Here is a 16,358-nt window from a genome sequence, read left to right as displayed (position 1 = left end):
GCCTAGCCGATGCGACGGGGGCTGGTGGCCACGTCGACCGGGCCCTCGGAGAGCTTCGCGGCCCACGCCGGTGGGATGTAGGCGCAGGTCGGGTCGCTCGCCAGGTGGTCACCGGTCATTGCGTAGGCGGTCGAGCGGGAGCCACCACACAGCTTGTTGAACTCGCACACCCCGCACTTGCCCTTGAACTGGTCGGGCCGGCGCAGCGCCTGGAAGACCGGCGACTCCTTGTAGACCTCATGGAAGGGTGTCTGCTTCACGTTGCCGCAGTGGATCGGCAAGAAGCCATTGGGGTAGACGTCGCCGATGTGGTCGACGAAGGCGAAGCCCGAACCCGAGTTGACGGCCATCGGTGCCCGCGGACGGCGGGGCTTCTCGGCCTGCGCGCCCAGACGCTTCGTCGTCTCCTCCGTGAGGTAGTGGTACAGCTCGCCGCGTGGCTCCATCGGCAGGCCAGCCTCCCTGAGGCGGTCGCGGGTGATGGCGATGCGGCGGTACTGGGGCGCTTCGGTGGTCTTGATGGCGATCCGGTCGGAGATGTCGTGCAGCCAGTGCAGGACGTCCTCCCGCTCGTCTGGGGTGAGCGCCTGCAGGTCGGCGCCACGGCCGGTGGGGACGAGCATGAAGGTGTACCACATGAAGGCACCCATCCCCAGAACGGTCTCCAGCAGCTCGGGGGCCTCGTGGATATTGCCCTTTGTGAAGGTCGAGTTCACCTGCAGCCGGAAACCCTCCTCGCGCATCCACTGGGCCGCCTCCAGCGAGGCGTCGAAGGTGCCCGGGAAGCCGCGGAAGGCGTCGTGGGTCTCGGCGCGGGCACCGTCCAGGCTCAACGAGATCGCCTTGCCGCCGGCCTCGCGCATCTCGTGCAGGCGCTCCCGGGTCACCAGCGGGGTGACCGAGGGCGACAACGAGATCGACAGGCCCTTGTCGGTGCCGTAGCGGCACAGCTCCGCCAGGTCTTCGCGCTCGAAGGCGTCACCGCCGGTGAACACGATGATCGGACGAGGGGCGTTGTAGGCCGCGAGGTCGTCCAGCAGGGCCTTTCCCTGCTCGGTGGTCAGCTGGTCGGGGTGCGCGCGGTGCTGCGCGTCGGCGCGGCAGTGCTTGCAGACCAGCGCGCAGGCGCGGGTGGTCTCCCAGATGACGATGAAGGGCTTCTCGTTCAGGTCGTGCTTGATCGTGCGCACCAGGGGCGCGTGGTGCGGGTGGGAGGTGGTGGTCACTGTGCGTCCTCAAAGGTCGTGACGGCGGTGCTGCTGGCAGTCGGGGAAACGGTGGGTGCAGTGGCTGTGGCGGCGACGATCTCGGCGGCGGCGCGCTGGCCTGACTTCACGGTGCCGCCGATGCCCAGGCCGTCCACCGAAGAACCCGCCAGGTGCAGGCCGTGCAAGGCAGCGACCTCCTCGCGGGCGACGCGCATCCGCTCAAGGTGGCCCGGCGCGAGCTGGGGCATCGCCTCGGGCCAGCGATACACGGCGCCGAAGGTCGGCTCAGCGTCCAGGCCGACGAAGTCACCGAACTCCTCGCCCACGCGGCGGATGAGTTGTTCGTCGCTCAGCGAGGTGGCCAGGTCGTTGTCGCTGCGACCCACCGACGCGCGGACGAGGTGGTGGGTGGAGCCGAGATGCGGCCACTTGCGGCCCAGGTTCGTGGCGGCCTTCATGGTGCGCACATAGCGGTTCGGCACCAGCACGCCGTTGTGCTCGCGCAGGATGCGGCTGGTGGCCGCGGCCTGCTTGTCGTAGCCGAGCAGCACGGTGGCGACCGAGGCGGTACGCACCTGGTCGAGCGCGGCCGCGGTCTGGGGGGCGATGTCCTTGAGCAGGCGTGCCGTGTCGGGCCCTGGGGTGGTGAACAGCACGTGTTCGGCCTCGAGCACCTGGCCGTCGGCTAGCGTCAGGTACCAACCGGTGGGGGATCGGTCGACGCCCTTCACGCGTGAGTTGAGCCGCACCCGGGAGCCCTTGGCGAGCGCGTCGGTGAAGGTGGACAGGCCATCGGGCCAGTTGGCGAACATCGGCAGCGGTTGCTCGGCAGTGGCACGACGAGGCTGCGTCGGCGCCGGAGCGGCCTTGGCCTTGCCACCGGGCAGTGCGTTGCGCAGGTTCTTCCAGACCATCGACTCGCGATTGGCGGCGGTGGCGACCAGTTGCGGGGCGGTCGCATGCAGGGAGAGCTGGTGGACGTCGCCGCCGTGCAGGTTGCCCAGCAGCGGGTCGACGAAGGTGTCGGTCACCTCGCGTCCGAAACGACGACGGGTGAACTCGCCGACGCTCAGGTCGTCGCTGTGGCGGCGTCGAGCGGTGATCGGTTCGAGGCCGGCGCGGACGATGCCGGGAAGGGTGAGGATGCCTGACTTCAGCACGGGCCACAGCTTGGTGGGGCCGGTGGGTCCGACGCCTTCAGGCAGTGGGATGGCGCCCTTGCGGGTCACCAGTACGGAACTGCCGGGCTCGGCGCCGATGCCCGACTCCCCAATTCCCAGTTCGCGCACCAGGGCTGCGACGTGCGGAGCGCCCAGATGCGCAGCCTCCGCTCCCACGTCCACCCGGGCTCCGTCGACGTCGACGGTGCGGATCTGCCCGCCCACGCGATCAGCGGACTCGAGGACGGTGATGTCGAAGCGTGGTTGGCCGTCAGCCCCGCGGACCTTGCCCAGCTCGTGGGCCGCCACCAGGCCGGTGACACCGGCTCCGATGATCATGACCCTGGGTGACATGTGCGGCTCGTCCCTGCGTGGCTCGTCCATGCGTGGCACTGTACCGAGAGGGTCAGACCGTCCTTGCGGCCGGGTCAGGCGTAGTTGCGGCCCCGGTCGGGAACGAGCCCGTTGTCGATGCCCCACGCGACGGCCTGTGAGCGGCGCTGGACGCCGATCTTGCGGTAGGCGCTGCGGATGTAGGACTTCACTGAGTTGGGGCTCAGGTAGGTGCGCGAGGCGATCTCCGCATTGCTCAGGCCCTGGGAGATCAGGCTGACCATCTCGGCCTCGCGCATGGTGAGCCCAGCGGTGCGTCCCGGCCAGTCATTGCTGCGACGCTCCTCGGGCTTGAGGTCGCGGGGGCGAAGCGGCTGCGGGCTGACCAGCGGCGTGCCGTGGGCGATGCTCTCCAGTGCGGCGACCAACTGGTCGGAGGTGAGGGACTTCGCCAGCACCCCGGAGACGCCGGCGGCGCGGGCGGCCTCGACGAGCTTGGCGTCGAAGTTCCAGCTGAACAGCACCACCTTGCCCACGCGCTGGGAATTGAGGGCATCGCGCACCTGGACCAGCGCCGCAGTGTCCTGCCCGTAGGTGTCGTAGAGGACGATGTCGACCGGGTTCTTCACCTGGGTCTCGTTGACATCGAACTCCACGACCTCGACCCGGTCCCGGTGGGGGGCCAGCATCTCGCGAATTCCGGCCAGCACGATCTCGAAGTCGTTCATGAGCGCAATGCGCAGCGGCGAGTGGATCACTTTGTCGATTATTCCACGTCCACCGTGAAACTGCTCGTCAGGAGCCTACCTGGGATCGTCGGCGGGTGGCCTGGCATCTCTCCCCCAAAGGGGTGGCTGGACGATGGCGCTGTCGGGGGGCGGCTGGGTCCAAGATGGATGCCATGTCCCAGACCCCCGGTCCCCGAGTCGCTGGCTCCATGTACTCGACCCGGGCGATCGTCGACCTGGCCGCGATCCGGCACAACCTGGCGCAGGCGCGCAGCTTGGCGGACGGGCGGGCGGTGCTGTTGGCACTGAAGGCGAATGCCTACGGCCACGGAGCGGTGGAGGTGGCGCGGATGGTGACGCGCACCGGCTGTGCCGACTGGCTGGGCGTCGCCACCGTCCCGGAAGGAGTCGAGCTGCGCGAGGCAGGGGTCGGGTTGCCGATCCTCAAGCTCTCGCACTGTTTCCGGGACGAGGTGATGACCGCCCTCGAGCACGACATCTCGGTGGCCGTGGTGGACGAAGCGTCCATCGACGCGGCGCAAGCCGCCGGTGCCCGGCTCGGCGGGGAGCACCCGGTGCAGCTCAAGGTGGACACGGGCATGCGCCGCATCGGTGTCGAACCGGCGGGTGCGGCGGCACTGGCCGCGCGCATCGTCGCGTCCCCGAACCTCAGCCTGCAGGGCATCTTCACCCACCTTCCCGTCAGCGACATGGGGGGTGATGACGACCAGGCGTTCACCCGCACCGAACTGGAGCGCTTCCGTGCCACCGTCGACGCCGTGACCACCGCGGTGGGACCAGTGAACCTGGTGCACGCCACCCCCTCGGGTGGCCTGCTGCAGCACGACCTGGCAGGCATGACCATGGTCCGTCCGGGGATCCTTGCCTATGGCTACTTCCCGGACGCGAGCACGGCTCGGCCGGTGGACCTGAAGCGGGCGATGTCACTGGTGAGCAGGGTGTCCTTCGTCAAGAAGGTGCCTGCGGGAGAGTCGGTGGGCTACGGACGGACCTGGACCGCGACCGAGGACAGCTGGGTCGCCACCGTGCCGGTGGGATACGCGGACGGCTACTCGCGGCTCAACTCGAACCGGGGACGGATGCTGGTGCGCGGCCGCAGCTACCCGATCGTCGGACGGGTGTGCATGGACCAGACCATGATCAACCTCGGCCCGGGCACGCCGGAGGTCCGCGTCGGTGACGAGGTCGTCCTGATGGGGCGCAGCGGGGACGAGGTCGTGGACGCCGATGAGCTGGCGGCCCAGATGGGGACGATCAGCTACGAGGTCACCTGTCTGATCGCACCGCGGGTCACCCGCACCTACCTGGACGAGGATTGGCGCGGCGCCGGCTCGGCCAACTGGTACTAGGTCCGGCGAGACTGGACCCCTTCTTCACGATCCCCGAGCGCCCAGACGGCGCCGCCCGAGCCTGTCGAGCGCTCAGCTCGCCGCGCGTCGGTTCCGGAACTCCTGCCTCGCGAAGCGTCCGGTGTTCCAGGTCGCGTAGCCGTCGGTTCCGGCGCCCACGGCACCTCCGATGCCGGGGATCCGCTTGCCGGCCAGCAGGGTGACGCGCTTGCCGCCGACCTGCTCGACCAGGTTCGAGAAGACCTTCTCGGCGATGGTGGCGTCCAGCGCGGAGTCGTAGACCGGCGCGGTCGCGACCGCCATCGGGGAGCTGGGCAGCTCGTGGGACTGGATCGCGTCCTTCGTCGTCCCGGGGCCCATCAGGCACATCAGGATCGCCGAGCGCACCCGCGGGTCCTCGATGTCGTAGCCACGCAGGTGTGCGATGGCGGCGACCATGCGGCACTGGACGATCGTGACGCCGGACACATTGGCGGGGATGGAGACCGCCAGCGTGGCCAGGCCGCCGAGGTTGGTCACGAAGCCCTGCGCGCCGGCCATGGCGACGTGCTGCTTGACCAGCAGGTCGATCGCCGCCTCGGAGTTGGTCGTCTTCTGCAGGGCGCTGGCGGCGGTGGCCTTGGCGCCGGGCACCTTCGAGAAACCATCGATCGACAGGTCCAGGGCGCGGCGCAGCACCGTGCTCGCCATTCCGGGCGCGACCTGGGGGGCCTGCGCGAGCAACTGACGTCCGATGTCCTTGGCGATGGCCACGGTTCCTCCTCGTTCTGCCACGTCGCGGCACGATGCGGGGTGACGTGTCATGTTCCACGGTAGCCGCCCGGTGGGAGCAGGTGGCGAGTGCAGCCCCGCTCATCCCGTCCCCTTCGCCACGGGCGTAGGTCGCACAGGGCAGCCTCGCGAAAACTGTCAGTGGGCGGTGGCAGACTCGCGTGCGTGCTGGCCAAGGTGTTCGGGGACGAGAGCGAATGGCCGGAGCAGGACCTGATCGGCTTCTCCGCCGAGTTCGACGCCCAACTGGCGGTCGCGGCCTACTGTTCCGGCGTCTTCCCCATGCCCCTGCACGAGACCGGCTTCGACGGCGAGATGGGCTGGTGGTCGCCGGTCTTCCGCGGCGTGCTGCCCTTGGACGGTCTGCGCGTCCCACGCTCGCTGCGCAAGTCGTCCAGGAGGTACACGACGACCATCGACGCGGCCTTCGGGCTGGTGCTGGAGCGCTGCGCTGACCCGGGGCGTGAGCATGGCTGGATCGATGACGACATCAGGCGGGTCTACCGCCAGTTGCATGAGGAGGGCATCGCCCACTCCGTCGAGACCTGGGACGCCGAGGGGCGCCTGGTCGGCGGTCTGTACGGCATCGCGATCGGCGGGCTGTTCGCGGGTGAGTCCATGTTCCATGACCCGGTGCTGGGTCGGGACGCGTCCAAGGTGGCGCTGATGCGGCTCGTCGAGGTGCTGGACGACGGGAACCCCGACCGGCTGCTGGACGTCCAGTGGCAGACCGGCCACCTGGCCTCGCTCGGGGTGGTCGAGGTCGAGCGTCCCACCTATCTCTTCCTGCTGGAACGCGCCCTGGACCAACCCCCGGTCGAGTGGCCCGAGCCGCCCACCACGATGTGCGAGCCTGTCGAGGTCGAAGGAGCCCCTGATGCCTGAACTGCCCGAGGTGGAGGCCCTGCGCGGCTTCCTCATCAAACGCCTGGTTGGCAAGAGCTTCGCACGCGTCCAGCTGGCCGCGATCAGCGCCCTGAAGACCTTCGACCCGCCACTGGAGGCGCTTGCCGGGCTCGAGGTCGAGCAGGTCTCGCGGCACGGCAAGTTCCTCGACGTTGACGCCCAGGGCGTGCACCTGGTCTTCCACCTGGCCCGCGCCGGCTGGCTCAAGTGGCATGAGCTGGCGCCCACGACGCCACCCAAACCGGGCAAGGGTCCGCTGGCGCTGCGCGTCGTGCTCGAGGATGATTCGGGTTTCGACCTGACCGAGGCGGGGACGCAGAAGCACCTGGCCGTGTACGTGGTCACCGACCCATCGCAGGTGCCCGGCATCGCGTCGCTGGGCCCCGACCCGCTGGCGGATGACTTCGACCAGGCCGCCTTCGACGCGATCATCACCGGCGCGGGGCGCTCCCAGCTCAAGGGGGTACTTCGCGACCAGAAGACGATCGCAGGCATCGGCAATGCCTATTCCGACGAGATCTTGTGGGCCGCCAGGCTCAGCCCCTTCAAGCCCGCCAATGGGCTCTCGGACGAGGAGCGGACGCGACTCTTCCAGATGATGCAGGCCCAACTTCGGGCAGCGATCGAGCGGGCGGCCGGACTGGCCGCGAAGGACCTGAAGGACGACAAGCGCACCAACCTCCAGGTGCACGGCAAGACCGGCAATCCCTGCCCGGTCTGCGGATCGGTGATCGCCGAGGTGAGCTTCGCCGAGTCCTCCCTGCAGTACTGCCCGGGCTGCCAGACTGGCGGCAAACCGCTGGCCGATCGCCGGATGTCGAAGCTCCTCAAGTAGCGGCTCGGTCGACACGATCCTGGAGGGGACGAACCAATGACCACCCAGCTCAACCCGTTGTTCTCCGCCTACCTCGACGACCTGACTCGGCGCGCCTCCGCGCTGCCCGCCACGGACGCCCACGACGTCGTCGCCGACATCACCGAGCACCTCACCGCAGCCCAGGGCAGCGTCCACTCCGAGGCCGAGGCGCGTACCGTGCTCGATCGGCTGGGCTCCCCGGCTGAGGTCGTCGCGGCTGTCGCCCCGGCACCGACCGTTGCCGAGGCGCCGCGCGAGGACGGGCGACGTGAGGTGATGGCGCTCGTGCTGCTGGTGCTGGCCGAGCTGATGTTCGTCATCTGGCCGGTGGCGCTGCTGCTCGCCGCGGCCGGCGTCTACTGCCTGCTCACCTCGCGCGTGTTCTCCTGGCCGCAGAAGATCATCGCCCTGGTCGTGCTGGGTCTGGCGGTGCCACTGATCGTGGGCGCGGGCCTGACGGCCTGGGGCAATGTCACCCAGACCTCCTGCATCGAAGGGGTCGACAACTGTGAGGACACGGTGACCCAGCCCAACATCGGCCCGATGCTGATCGGCCTGTTCGCGGTGACGCAGCTGCTGGTGCTCGGCTGGCTCGGATTCGCACTGCGGCGCGTGCGCCGGTGAAGCAGATCCGGGGGTGAGCGTGGGCATGGGGGTCGCGTCCGCCTCGCTAGCCTGAGCCCATGCTTGGATATTTCGGCCCCGCGGGGACCTTCACGCACCAGGCCCTGCAGACCGTGACCCAGGACGAGGCGCGCCCCTATCCCACGGTGCCTGCTGCCCTGGACGCGGTGCGCACCGGCGAGGTGGAGGCCGCGCTCGTCCCAATCGAGAACTCGGTCGAGGGTGGGGTCTCCGCGACGCTCGATGCCCTGGCCGACGGCGAGCGGCTGATGATCATCCGGGAGGTGTTGCTCCCCGTCCAGTTCGGCCTGTATGTGCGTCCCGGCACCGACCTGGCCGACGTGCGACGCGTCCTCACCCACCCGCACGCGGCGGCCCAGACCCGCGGCTGGCTGGCCGCCAATGTCCCGCAGGCCACGGTGACCGAGGGTGGCTCGACGGCCGCCGCGGCTGCCGAGGTCGCCAACCCAGGGTCGCAGTGGGATGCGGCGGTCTGCGCGGCCGTCGCTGGCGAGATGTACGGGCTGGTGCCCGCCGCCTCCGGAATCGCCGACAATGAAGCGGCCGTGACGCGCTTCGTCCTGGTCGGCCACCAGGGCGCTCCCAGCGAGCGAACCGGCGCCGACAAGACCACGCTGGTCGCCTACATGCACGAGAACCGACCCGGCGCGCTGCTGGAGATCCTGCAGCAGTTCAGCCTGCGCGGGGTCGACCTGTGTCGCATCGAGTCGCGCCCGACCAAGACCCAGCTCGGGTCGTACTGCTTCAGCATCGACGCCGAGGGGCACGTACTGGACGAGCGGATGGGTGAGGCCCTGCGCGGGCTGCACCGCGTCTGCCAGGACGTGGTCTTCCTGGGCTCCTACCCGCGCGCCGACGAGGTTCCGGCCGAGGTGCCCTACGGCGCCAGCGACGGTGAGTACCGGCTGGCGACCGACTGGCTGGGCACCCTGCGTGCGACGGGGCGCGACTGATGCACTACGTCTGCCAGGTGGAGATCGCCGCGCCCGTGGCACGCGTGGTCGAGCTGATGACCGACTTCGACCGGGCGCCGGAGTGGACGAGCGGACTGCGCTCCCACGACACCGTGAAGGGGGAGCGAGGCCGCGCCGGTTCAGTCAACGAGCTGCGCTTCGACGGCGTTCCCGGCGACGGCGTGATGGTCGAGCACGTGGTGCGCGTCGAGGCCACGGAGTTCGAGGTGGTCTACCGTCATGGACCCGTGCGCAACGTCAACGTCAATCGCTTCGATGACCTCGGGGACGGACGGACGCGCTGGACCGCCGACCACGTCTTCGAGTTCCCGCCGGGGATGGAGCAGGGCCTCGGCCCGGACGCCGTTGAGGGTTTCCGAACCAACACGCAGCACGCGATGGAGGGCTTCCGCACCTGGTGCGAGGCCAACGCCTGACGGGACGTTCCCCCGACCGGCGCGATCACCCAGCCGCACCCCTACATTCCTGAGCCGCCCCCCTGCACGTTCCCCGAGCCTGTCGAAGGGTCCCTCCGGCCAGCGCCACGCCAGGAATCCCTGTCGACGGGCCAATGTCCTGCCCCAGAACAGTTCGTGGACGGTGAGTGTCCGTCCGCCAATTTCGCCACCTGAGAGCAAATCGGTCCCGTGGCGGGGCCGAATCGCACCCGCGCGCACGTTTTGGCGGGGCCGACCAGGAATAATTGACCGCTCAACCAAGTTGGGAGGGGCATGAAGGCATTCGGATTCCTGAGTTTCGGCCACTACGGCTCTGGCCGTGGCCCCGGTGACCCCGACGCGAAGCAGTCCCTCAAGGACGCCGTCGAGATCGCGGAGGGCGCCGACGAGATCGGTGTGAACGGCGCGTACTTCCGCGTCCACCACTTCGCCCGGCAGGCGGCCTCACCCGTCCCACTGCTCAGCACGATCGCGGCGCGCACCAAGAACATCGAGGTCGGCACCGGCGTCATCGACATGCGCTACGAGAACCCGCTCTACCTCGCCGAGGAACTGGCCCAGCTGGACCTGCTGGCCGACCAGCGCCTCGCCATCGGCATCAGCCGTGGGTCGCCCGAGCAGGCCGATCGCGGCTGGGAGGCCTTCGGCTACACCGGCTCGTCCGACCCGCGCGGCGCCGACCTCGCGCGCGACAAGTTCGACACCTTCATGCGCGCCATCAAGGGCGAGACCATGGTGGACGCCGACCCGAAGCAGTTCGGGATGGGCTCACGCCTACGCATCGAGCCCTTCGTCCCTGACCTGGCCCAGCGCATCTGGTGGGGCGCCGGAACCCGCGAGACCGCCGAATGGGCTGGTCGCGTCGGGGTGAACCTGATGAGCTCGACCCTGCTCACCGAGGCCACGGGGGAGTCCTTCGGCGACCTGCAGGCGGAGCAGCTGGAGCGCTACCGCACCGCCTTCACCGAGGGCGGTCACCTGTTTACGCCGCGCACCAGCGTCAGCCGTTCGATCTTCCCGATCGTGGACGCCGATGACCAGGCCATGTTCGGCCAGCTCCGCCGCGAGGGCCGCGACCAGGTGGGCGTCATCGACGGTTTCACCTCCACCTTCGGCAAGACCTATGTCGGCGAGCCCGACGAACTGATCGACGAGCTGAAGGCCGACGCCGCCGTGATGAGCGCGGACACGCTGATGCTGACCATCCCCTCGCAGATGGGCCCAGAGCTCAACCTGCACCTGCTCAGCTCCTTCGCCGAGCACGTCGCTCCGGCGCTGGGCTGGCAGCCCAATACGGAGGGTCCCGTCACCGGCTACCCGCTGGCCTGATCGGTTCCGTGCATCTGCGCCTGAAACACCCGGGTCAGTCGCGGGGGAGCATCAGCTGGAGCGCCCCCGGCACCACCTCGGCCTCGAAGACCCGGGCGGTGCCAGCCGTGTCGCCATCCAGCTCGTAGGGCATCCGCTCGGCGACCTCGATGCGCACGTTGCGGCCGGCCAGTTCGTCCACCAGGCCTTCGTCCTGCGGACGCCGGGTGAGCACCTTCGCCAGCATCGGCGCCCAGTCGACGATCCGACGCGGTGAGGCGATCACCACGTCCAGCTTCCCGTCCATCGCGGACGCGTGCGGGAACAACTGGATCCCGCCCTGCAGCGAACCGACATTGCCCACCACCGCCATCATCGCGCGGCGCTCCTGGGCGGCACCGCCGTCGACGCTGAAGGTGAGCTCCATCGGGTTGGAGGCGAGCTGCTGGGGAGCCGCCAGGAAGTATGCGGCCGAGCCCACGGTGCGCTTCAGCTCGGGGCGGGTCGCATCCATGATCCGCGCGTCGATGCCGATCCCGGCCATCACCGCAAAGTGGTCCGCGGACGCCGGTTCGTCATCGATCGTCACCTTCACCAGGTCAATCGGACGAGCCTTGCCGGAGAAGGCGACGTGCAGCGCGCTCGGTTCATCCAGCGGGACGCCGAGGTTGCGGGCGAGCAGGTTTCCCGTGCCAGCCGGGACGATCGCGAGGCGAACCCCCGTCGACGCCAGCTCCGAGCACACCACGCGAACCGTCCCGTCACCGCCGGCGACGACGACCAGGTCGACCCCGGCCTTGATCGCGGCCTGCGCCATCTCGCGTCCGGGATCATCGGCGCGGGTCTGCAGCCACAGGGGGTCCAGCCAGCCCCTGGACTCGAACTCCCACTCCAGGTTGCGCCGGAAGGTCGCCCGGTCGAAGACCTTGGTGGGGTTGTAGATCACCGCGGCGCGCCGGCTGGCCACGCCGCTCTGGCGCCGGGGCCGGTCCAGCTCCGGGATCATGTGCAGGCCCGCCAGCCAGGCGGCCAGAGAAGCTGTCGTGCCACCCAGGAGCGCTCCGCCGACGATGTCGCTCGGCCAGTGGGCGTTCATCACCCACCGGCAGCAGGCGACCGAGAGCACGCCGAGCACCGAGGCGATCCGCCAGGCCCACAGGATGTCCCGTGCCTGCCGGGTGGTGGTCATGGCCGCGATCGCCATGACGGCCGCCAGCATCGCCATCGACATGTGCGTGCTGGGGTATGACCAGCCGTGGTGGGTCACCACGTCAGCCAGCGGGGACGGGGGCCGAACCCGGTGGACGAGGTGCTTCACCAGTGCCGACGCCGGCCAGGTGAACCCCACCCCGAGCACCAGCGCGCTGCACAGCCGACGGAACCGGCGTTGCCAGGCCCAGGCCGCCATGGCGAGCAGGGCCACGGCGACGATGCCCGGCTGGGTGATGATCGCGAAGGCTGCCCAGTACTGGGCGGCGGTGGAACTGGCTTGCAGGTGGGGGTTGAGCTGGTGGCGGTCGAGCGCAACCAGCCAGGAGGTGCGCAGCACCACCCAGGTCCACACCGCGAACGCCGCGCCGAACATCAGGAATCCCGCCAGTGAGGCGTGTCTGGAGATCCGGCGGCGCATGGCGCCAGTCTGCCATTGGCCGTGGGTTCGCTGATCGCTCGGGGGAGCGTCATCAATTGTGATGACGTGACGATCCATGTCGTGCGCCCTAGTGTCGAGGCAGAGCACCGAAGGGAAGAAGATGTCGGCCACCTTGACCCTCCTGCCGCCGGTCACCGAGCACAGGGCCCAGCAGGACCAGTTTCGTGTCGTCGTGGTGGATCCAGCCGCGGTCGTACACGCGGGGTTGTCGGCGACCTGCCCGCAGGTGCAGGGGGCTGGGGTCGAGGTCGATCCGTTGGACGTACTCATCCACCGTCCCCCGGCGGACGTCCTGCTGGTCGAGATGAACATGCTCGAGGGGCACGGCAACCGACTCGTCCGGCGCTTCGAGGTGGAGGCCCTGACGCAGGCTGGCTACCAGGTCATCCTGCACACCCTCGAGCAACGTCCGCTGGTGTTGGCGCGAGCGCAGCGTGCAGGTGCCGTGGCCATCGTCAGCAAGGCCGACGGTCCGGCGGCCCTGCGCGTCGCGCTCGAGGCCGTTGCCCGCAGTGAGAGCGGGTTCACCAGTCCGTCGGTGCCAGCACTGGCCGGGGTCTGTCGGCTCGGCGTCCCGATGCTGACCGACCGTCAGTGGCAGGTGTTGATGGGGCGCCTCGCCGGCCGCTCCTGGCGCGAGCTCTCGCAGGAGATGTTCATCACCCAGGGAGTCGCCCGCGAACACCTGGCAGCGCTCGAGGCCAAGCTCGCACCCCATCTCGGCTGCACCTCCACGGCGCAGCTGGCCTGGTCACTGGGCATCAGCCCCAGTGACACCTACCCGGCCCTCGTCGCCCAGCGGGAGCTGGTCCGCCGCGCCCTCGCCGCGCGCTGACCGCCCGGCGCTCGATACGCTGGGACTCATGATCGATCCCAAGCTGCTGCGCACCGACCCCGACCGCCTCCGACGCTCCGAAGTGGCTCGCGGCGGATCGCCCGAGGTCGTGGACCAGCTGCTGGCCGCCGACGAGGCCCGTCGCGCCAACATCCAGGCCTTCGAGACGATGCGAGCCGAGCAGAAGCAGCTCGGCAGCCAGGTCGCCAAGACGTCCGGGGACGAGAAGCAGGCGCTGCTGGCCCGCACCAAGCAGCTCTCCGCCGACGTGAAGACCGCCCAGGCGGCGGCCGAGGAGGCCGACGCGACCTTCACCGACCTGATGAAGACCCTCGGCAACCTCGTCATCGACGGCGTCCCGACCGGCGGCGAGGACGAGGGGGCAATTGTCGAGACCGTCGGGGCCCCCCGCGACTTCGAGGCCGAGGGATTCACCCCGCGTGACCACCTCGAGATCGGCGAGATGCTCGGCGCCATCGACATGGAGCGTGGCGCCAAGGTCTCCGGCAGCCGCTTCTACTTCCTCACCGGCGTCGGCGCCCAGCTGGAGTTCGCGCTGAGCCAGTTCGCGATGGCCAAGGCCCTCGAATGGGGCTTCACGCCCATGATCCCGCCGGCGCTGGTCAAGCCGTCCGCGATGGAGGGCACGGGCTTCCTCGGCCAGGCCGCCCAGGACGTCTACCACCTCGCCGAGGACGACCTCTACCTGGTCGGCACCGCGGAGGTGCCGTTGGCGGCCTACCACTCCGACGAGATCCTGGACGCGAAGAGCCTGCCCCTGCACTACGCCGGCTTCAGCCCCGCCTACCGTCGCGAGGCGGGGAGCTACGGCAAGGACACCCGCGGCATCTTCCGCGTCCACTGGTTCGACAAGTGGGAGATGTTCGTCTACTGCGACCCGCAGCAGGCCGAGGCGGAGCACGAGAAGCTGCTGGGCTTCGAGAAGGAGTTCATCACCGCCCTCGAGCTGCCCTTCCAGGTGCTCGACGTCGCTTCCGGTGACCTGGGCCTGTCCGCGGCGCGCAAGTACGACTGCTACGCCTGGCTGCCCACCCAGAACCGCTACCGCGAGATCACGTCCACCTCGAACTGCACCGAGTTCCAGGCGCGCCGGCTCAACATCCGCGGCCGCTTCGAGGACGGTGTGCGTCCGGTCGCAACCCTGAATGGGACGCTGTGCGCGATGACCCGGATGATCATCATGCTGCTGGAGAACCACCAGCAGGCCGACGGTTCGGTGCACGTCCCCGCGGCCCTGCGCCCCTACATGGGCGGTCTGGACAAGCTCGTCCCCAAGGCCTGAAAGCCCTGGGGCGCGCGCTCGACCGGCTCAGAACCAGCGGTTGATCTCGGCGAGGGTCCCGCCTTCGTCGAACAGGCCTGTGACGTGGTCGGCGACCTCCTGCACCTCGGGCGGGGCGTCGCCGATCGCGACCCCTCGACCGGCCCACTTCAGCATCTCGACGTCATTGCGTCCATCCCCAAGTGCCAGCACGCGCTTGCGCTTGACACCCAGCCAGGCAGCCACCTGCTTGAGCGCGGTGGCCTTGGTGACGCCCATCGGCGCAATGTCGAGCCACGCGGACCAGCCGATGAAGTAGCTCACCTCGTGCATGCCGAGCTGCTTGGCCAGACCCTTGAAGTCGTCGGACGAGCCGTTGGGGTCGCGGATGATCACGCGCACCACGGGCGAGGAGCACAGCTCGTCCACGCTCTGCAGGTTCATCGGGCCGTGCAGCTCACCGTCAGGGAAGGGCTGGTTGAGGCGGTAGCCACCGTTCGGGTCCTCGACGGCGATGTGCAGGTGTGGTGCGAGGGTCGCCACCTTCTGGATGACCGGTGCCGGGTCGAAGGTCACCTGCTTGCGCAGGCGAAAAGGCGGGTAGTCACAGATGACTGCGCCGTTGGAGACGATGTTCGGGCCGGCGGGCAGGTTCAGTGCCTCGTGGATCGGCAGCGCGTCGATCCAGCTGCGGCCCGTGGCCAAGACGATGGGGGTGCCGCTGCGCTTGATGCGCCCCACGGCCTCCACCAGTTCGTCCGGCAGCCGCCCTTCGCGGTCGACGAGCGTTCCGTCGATGTCGAAGGCGACCAGGTGTGGTCGAAAGGTCATGGAGACCACAGTGCCACGCCCGGGTTTCCAGAAGGTTGACTCTTGGTGGCCCGGACCTGACCCACTCGGATGTGACCCGGCCCGAGCTGCCTCAGGCGGCCCGCTGGGAACGGACCGCTTCGGGGCGTCCGCCGCCCAGGACGACGCGCGCTGCGTGCAGAACCTGTTCCCGGCTCGGTTGCACCGACTGCAGGTGGGGCGCCGGATGGGTGTTGTTCGACAGTTCGCGGGCGCGGCGTAGGTGACGCTTGACGGTGGACAGACTGCAGCCGAGGCGGTGCGCCAGGTTCTCGAGGCTCTCGTTCGGGTTGGACAGCCGCATCCGCAGCACGGCCAGGTGGTCGAGACCCCGCCCGCCGGGCGTGCTCGCGAAGGCGTCCAGGCGTTCGTCGGCCACGTGGAGACCCAGGTGGGAACGGATCAGACTCCGCTGGCGCGGGGTCGTCCCACCCGCCACGCCCGAGACATTGTGCTCGGCCACCGCTTGGTAGAGGCACTGCTGGACCAAGGGGCAGCCGCTGCACACCTGGAGGGCGCGGGTCACGAGTTGCTGCTGCTCGCGACGCTCGCCGGGGCTGCCAGCCGGGCGCGCGTCCTCCACCAGGGGATGCCAGAACAACTCGCTGTTGGTGGCGCAGGGCGCGGGCCCGTCGTGGGTCATGCTGCTCACATCCGTGGTGATCTCAAGGCTCATGACTGCTCGTCTCTCTGTCGGTGCAGCAGGGGTGTACCGCACATTCCGACGAGACGGAGACCTGCTCCGTTCCCGACATTTCGCCCCCGCATTCCTAGACTTGCACGAACTCCTTGGGCCAATCGACTCACGCAAAACCCCTTCCACTGAGCGGGGCTGGTGCTCACACCTACGCTGATCTGAGTATCGATACTCATGCTCTGAGGGGATGATTGATTCAACATTTGATGGACTCACGCTGAACTCTCAATGGGCGAAGGTGAAACGCGTTGGGGCCGGACATGTTCCGTATGCGAGGGTCATGACTGCGCAATTGCTGCGAAGTTCTGGCCGAAAGTGAATACTGAGTCTCAGCCAGTGGACAGGTTT

16 protein-coding genes are annotated in these 16,358 nt (G+C 69.0%); 9 read left to right on the top strand and 7 right to left on the bottom strand.

Annotated features, from left to right (window positions below; genetic code table 11):
- Positions 1-2: 2 nt before the first annotated feature.
- The 3 genes from ABD089_RS00810 to ABD089_RS00800 are packed head-to-tail and all read right to left on the bottom strand — an operon-like array spanning position 3 to position 3,459.
- Positions 3-1,226, bottom strand: coding sequence for a TIGR04053 family radical SAM/SPASM domain-containing protein (locus tag ABD089_RS00810; RefSeq protein ID WP_343884245.1), 1,224 nt, complete (start codon positions 1,224-1,226; stop codon positions 3-5).
- On the bottom strand, positions 1,223-2,752 hold the full coding sequence (gene hemG / locus ABD089_RS00805; RefSeq protein ID WP_343884244.1) for a protoporphyrinogen oxidase: 1,530 nt from the start codon (positions 2,750-2,752) through the stop codon (positions 1,223-1,225). Before hemG ends, ABD089_RS00810 begins: the two co-directional genes overlap by 4 nt.
- Before the next feature lie 44 nt (positions 2,753-2,796).
- Positions 2,797-3,459 (bottom strand): LuxR C-terminal-related transcriptional regulator, encoded by a 663-nt coding sequence (locus ABD089_RS00800; RefSeq protein WP_343884243.1) that lies wholly within the window; start codon positions 3,457-3,459, stop codon positions 2,797-2,799.
- 143 nt (positions 3,460-3,602) lie between these two features.
- Between ABD089_RS00800 and alr the strand changes: the two genes are divergently transcribed.
- Positions 3,603-4,799, top strand: a complete 1,197-nt coding sequence (alr, locus tag ABD089_RS00795) for an alanine racemase (RefSeq protein WP_343884242.1) — start codon at positions 3,603-3,605, stop codon at positions 4,797-4,799.
- A 72-nt stretch (positions 4,800-4,871) separates the two neighbouring features.
- Here alr and ABD089_RS00790 read toward each other — a convergent pair whose 3' ends face one another.
- The gene (locus ABD089_RS00790) at positions 4,872-5,552 is read right to left on the bottom strand and encodes an EcsC family protein (protein WP_343884241.1); all 681 of its coding nucleotides are present in this window, start codon (positions 5,550-5,552) and stop codon (positions 4,872-4,874) included.
- Between the two features lie 183 nt (positions 5,553-5,735).
- On the opposite strand from ABD089_RS00790, the gene aat reads away from it, so the two are divergent.
- From aat to ABD089_RS00760, 6 genes are all read left to right on the top strand, one after another.
- Entirely contained in the window at positions 5,736-6,455 is a 720-nt protein-coding gene (gene aat, locus ABD089_RS00785) for a leucyl/phenylalanyl-tRNA--protein transferase (RefSeq protein WP_343884240.1), read from the top strand.
- Positions 6,448-7,311 (top strand): Fpg/Nei family DNA glycosylase, encoded by an 864-nt coding sequence (locus ABD089_RS00780; RefSeq protein ID WP_343884239.1) that lies wholly within the window; start codon positions 6,448-6,450, stop codon positions 7,309-7,311. Before aat ends, ABD089_RS00780 begins: the two co-directional genes overlap by 8 nt.
- 36 nt (positions 7,312-7,347) lie before the next feature.
- Positions 7,348-7,956, top strand: a complete 609-nt coding sequence (locus ABD089_RS00775; RefSeq protein WP_343884238.1) for an HAAS signaling domain-containing protein — start codon at positions 7,348-7,350, stop codon at positions 7,954-7,956.
- A 59-nt stretch (positions 7,957-8,015) separates the two neighbouring features.
- Positions 8,016-8,930, top strand: coding sequence for a prephenate dehydratase (gene pheA, locus ABD089_RS00770; RefSeq protein ID WP_343884237.1), 915 nt, complete (start codon positions 8,016-8,018; stop codon positions 8,928-8,930).
- Entirely contained in the window at positions 8,930-9,367 is a 438-nt protein-coding gene (locus ABD089_RS00765) for an SRPBCC family protein (RefSeq protein ID WP_343884236.1), read from the top strand. The genes pheA and ABD089_RS00765 overlap by 1 nt, the downstream gene beginning before the upstream one ends.
- Before the next feature lie 294 nt (positions 9,368-9,661).
- Positions 9,662-10,717, top strand: a complete 1,056-nt coding sequence (locus ABD089_RS00760) for an LLM class flavin-dependent oxidoreductase (protein ID WP_343884235.1) — start codon at positions 9,662-9,664, stop codon at positions 10,715-10,717.
- A 34-nt stretch (positions 10,718-10,751) separates the two neighbouring features.
- Here the strand turns inward: ABD089_RS00760 and ABD089_RS00755 are convergent, their stop codons facing one another.
- Positions 10,752-12,326: a bifunctional phosphatase PAP2/diacylglycerol kinase family protein gene (locus ABD089_RS00755; RefSeq protein ID WP_343884234.1), complete on the bottom strand. Its 1,575-nt coding sequence runs from the start codon at positions 12,324-12,326 to the stop codon at positions 10,752-10,754.
- Between the two features lie 121 nt (positions 12,327-12,447).
- On the opposite strand from ABD089_RS00755, the gene ABD089_RS00750 reads away from it, so the two are divergent.
- Both ABD089_RS00750 and serS read left to right on the top strand, forming a co-directional pair.
- Positions 12,448-13,182 (top strand): response regulator transcription factor, encoded by a 735-nt coding sequence (locus ABD089_RS00750; protein ID WP_343884233.1) that lies wholly within the window; start codon positions 12,448-12,450, stop codon positions 13,180-13,182.
- Between the two features lie 28 nt (positions 13,183-13,210).
- A complete protein-coding gene (serS, locus tag ABD089_RS00745) occupies positions 13,211-14,485 on the top strand; it encodes a serine--tRNA ligase (RefSeq protein WP_343884232.1) in 1,275 nt (424 codons plus the stop codon).
- A 27-nt stretch (positions 14,486-14,512) separates the two neighbouring features.
- Here the strand turns inward: serS and ABD089_RS00740 are convergent, their stop codons facing one another.
- Complete coding sequence (locus ABD089_RS00740) at positions 14,513-15,277, bottom strand: HAD family hydrolase (protein ID WP_343884387.1); 765 nt, start codon at positions 15,275-15,277, stop codon at positions 14,513-14,515.
- A gap of 109 nt (positions 15,278-15,386) precedes the next feature.
- A complete protein-coding gene (locus ABD089_RS00735; protein WP_343884231.1) occupies positions 15,387-15,989 on the bottom strand; it encodes a WhiB family transcriptional regulator in 603 nt (200 codons plus the stop codon).
- Positions 15,990-16,358 lie beyond the last annotated feature (369 nt).

This window comes from Luteococcus sanguinis, assembly GCF_039527675.1.
Lineage (GTDB): Bacteria > Actinomycetota > Actinomycetes > Propionibacteriales > Propionibacteriaceae > Luteococcus > Luteococcus sanguinis.
The sequence above is the reverse complement of the archived record's forward strand: the minus strand, read 5'-3'. Positions and strand labels throughout refer to the sequence as shown.

Excerpts from the sequence above, each read along its gene's own strand:
- hemG (WP_343884244.1), bottom strand. The coding sequence starts at position 2,752 with ATGGACGAGCCACGCAGGGACGAGCCGCACATGTCACCCAGGGTCATG.
- alr (WP_343884242.1), top strand. The coding sequence starts at position 3,603 with ATGTCCCAGACCCCCGGTCCCCGAGTCGCTGGCTCCATGTACTCGACC.
- ABD089_RS00780 (WP_343884239.1), top strand. The coding sequence starts at position 6,448 with ATGCCTGAACTGCCCGAGGTGGAGGCCCTGCGCGGCTTCCTCATCAAA.
- ABD089_RS00775 (WP_343884238.1), top strand. The coding sequence starts at position 7,348 with ATGACCACCCAGCTCAACCCGTTGTTCTCCGCCTACCTCGACGACCTG.
- pheA (WP_343884237.1), top strand. The coding sequence starts at position 8,016 with ATGCTTGGATATTTCGGCCCCGCGGGGACCTTCACGCACCAGGCCCTG.
- ABD089_RS00765 (WP_343884236.1), top strand. The coding sequence starts at position 8,930 with ATGCACTACGTCTGCCAGGTGGAGATCGCCGCGCCCGTGGCACGCGTG.
- ABD089_RS00760 (WP_343884235.1), top strand. The coding sequence starts at position 9,662 with ATGAAGGCATTCGGATTCCTGAGTTTCGGCCACTACGGCTCTGGCCGT.
- ABD089_RS00755 (WP_343884234.1), bottom strand. The coding sequence starts at position 12,326 with ATGCGCCGCCGGATCTCCAGACACGCCTCACTGGCGGGATTCCTGATG.
- ABD089_RS00750 (WP_343884233.1), top strand. The coding sequence starts at position 12,448 with ATGTCGGCCACCTTGACCCTCCTGCCGCCGGTCACCGAGCACAGGGCC.
- serS (WP_343884232.1), top strand. The coding sequence starts at position 13,211 with ATGATCGATCCCAAGCTGCTGCGCACCGACCCCGACCGCCTCCGACGC.
- ABD089_RS00735 (WP_343884231.1), bottom strand. The coding sequence starts at position 15,989 with ATGAGCCTTGAGATCACCACGGATGTGAGCAGCATGACCCACGACGGG.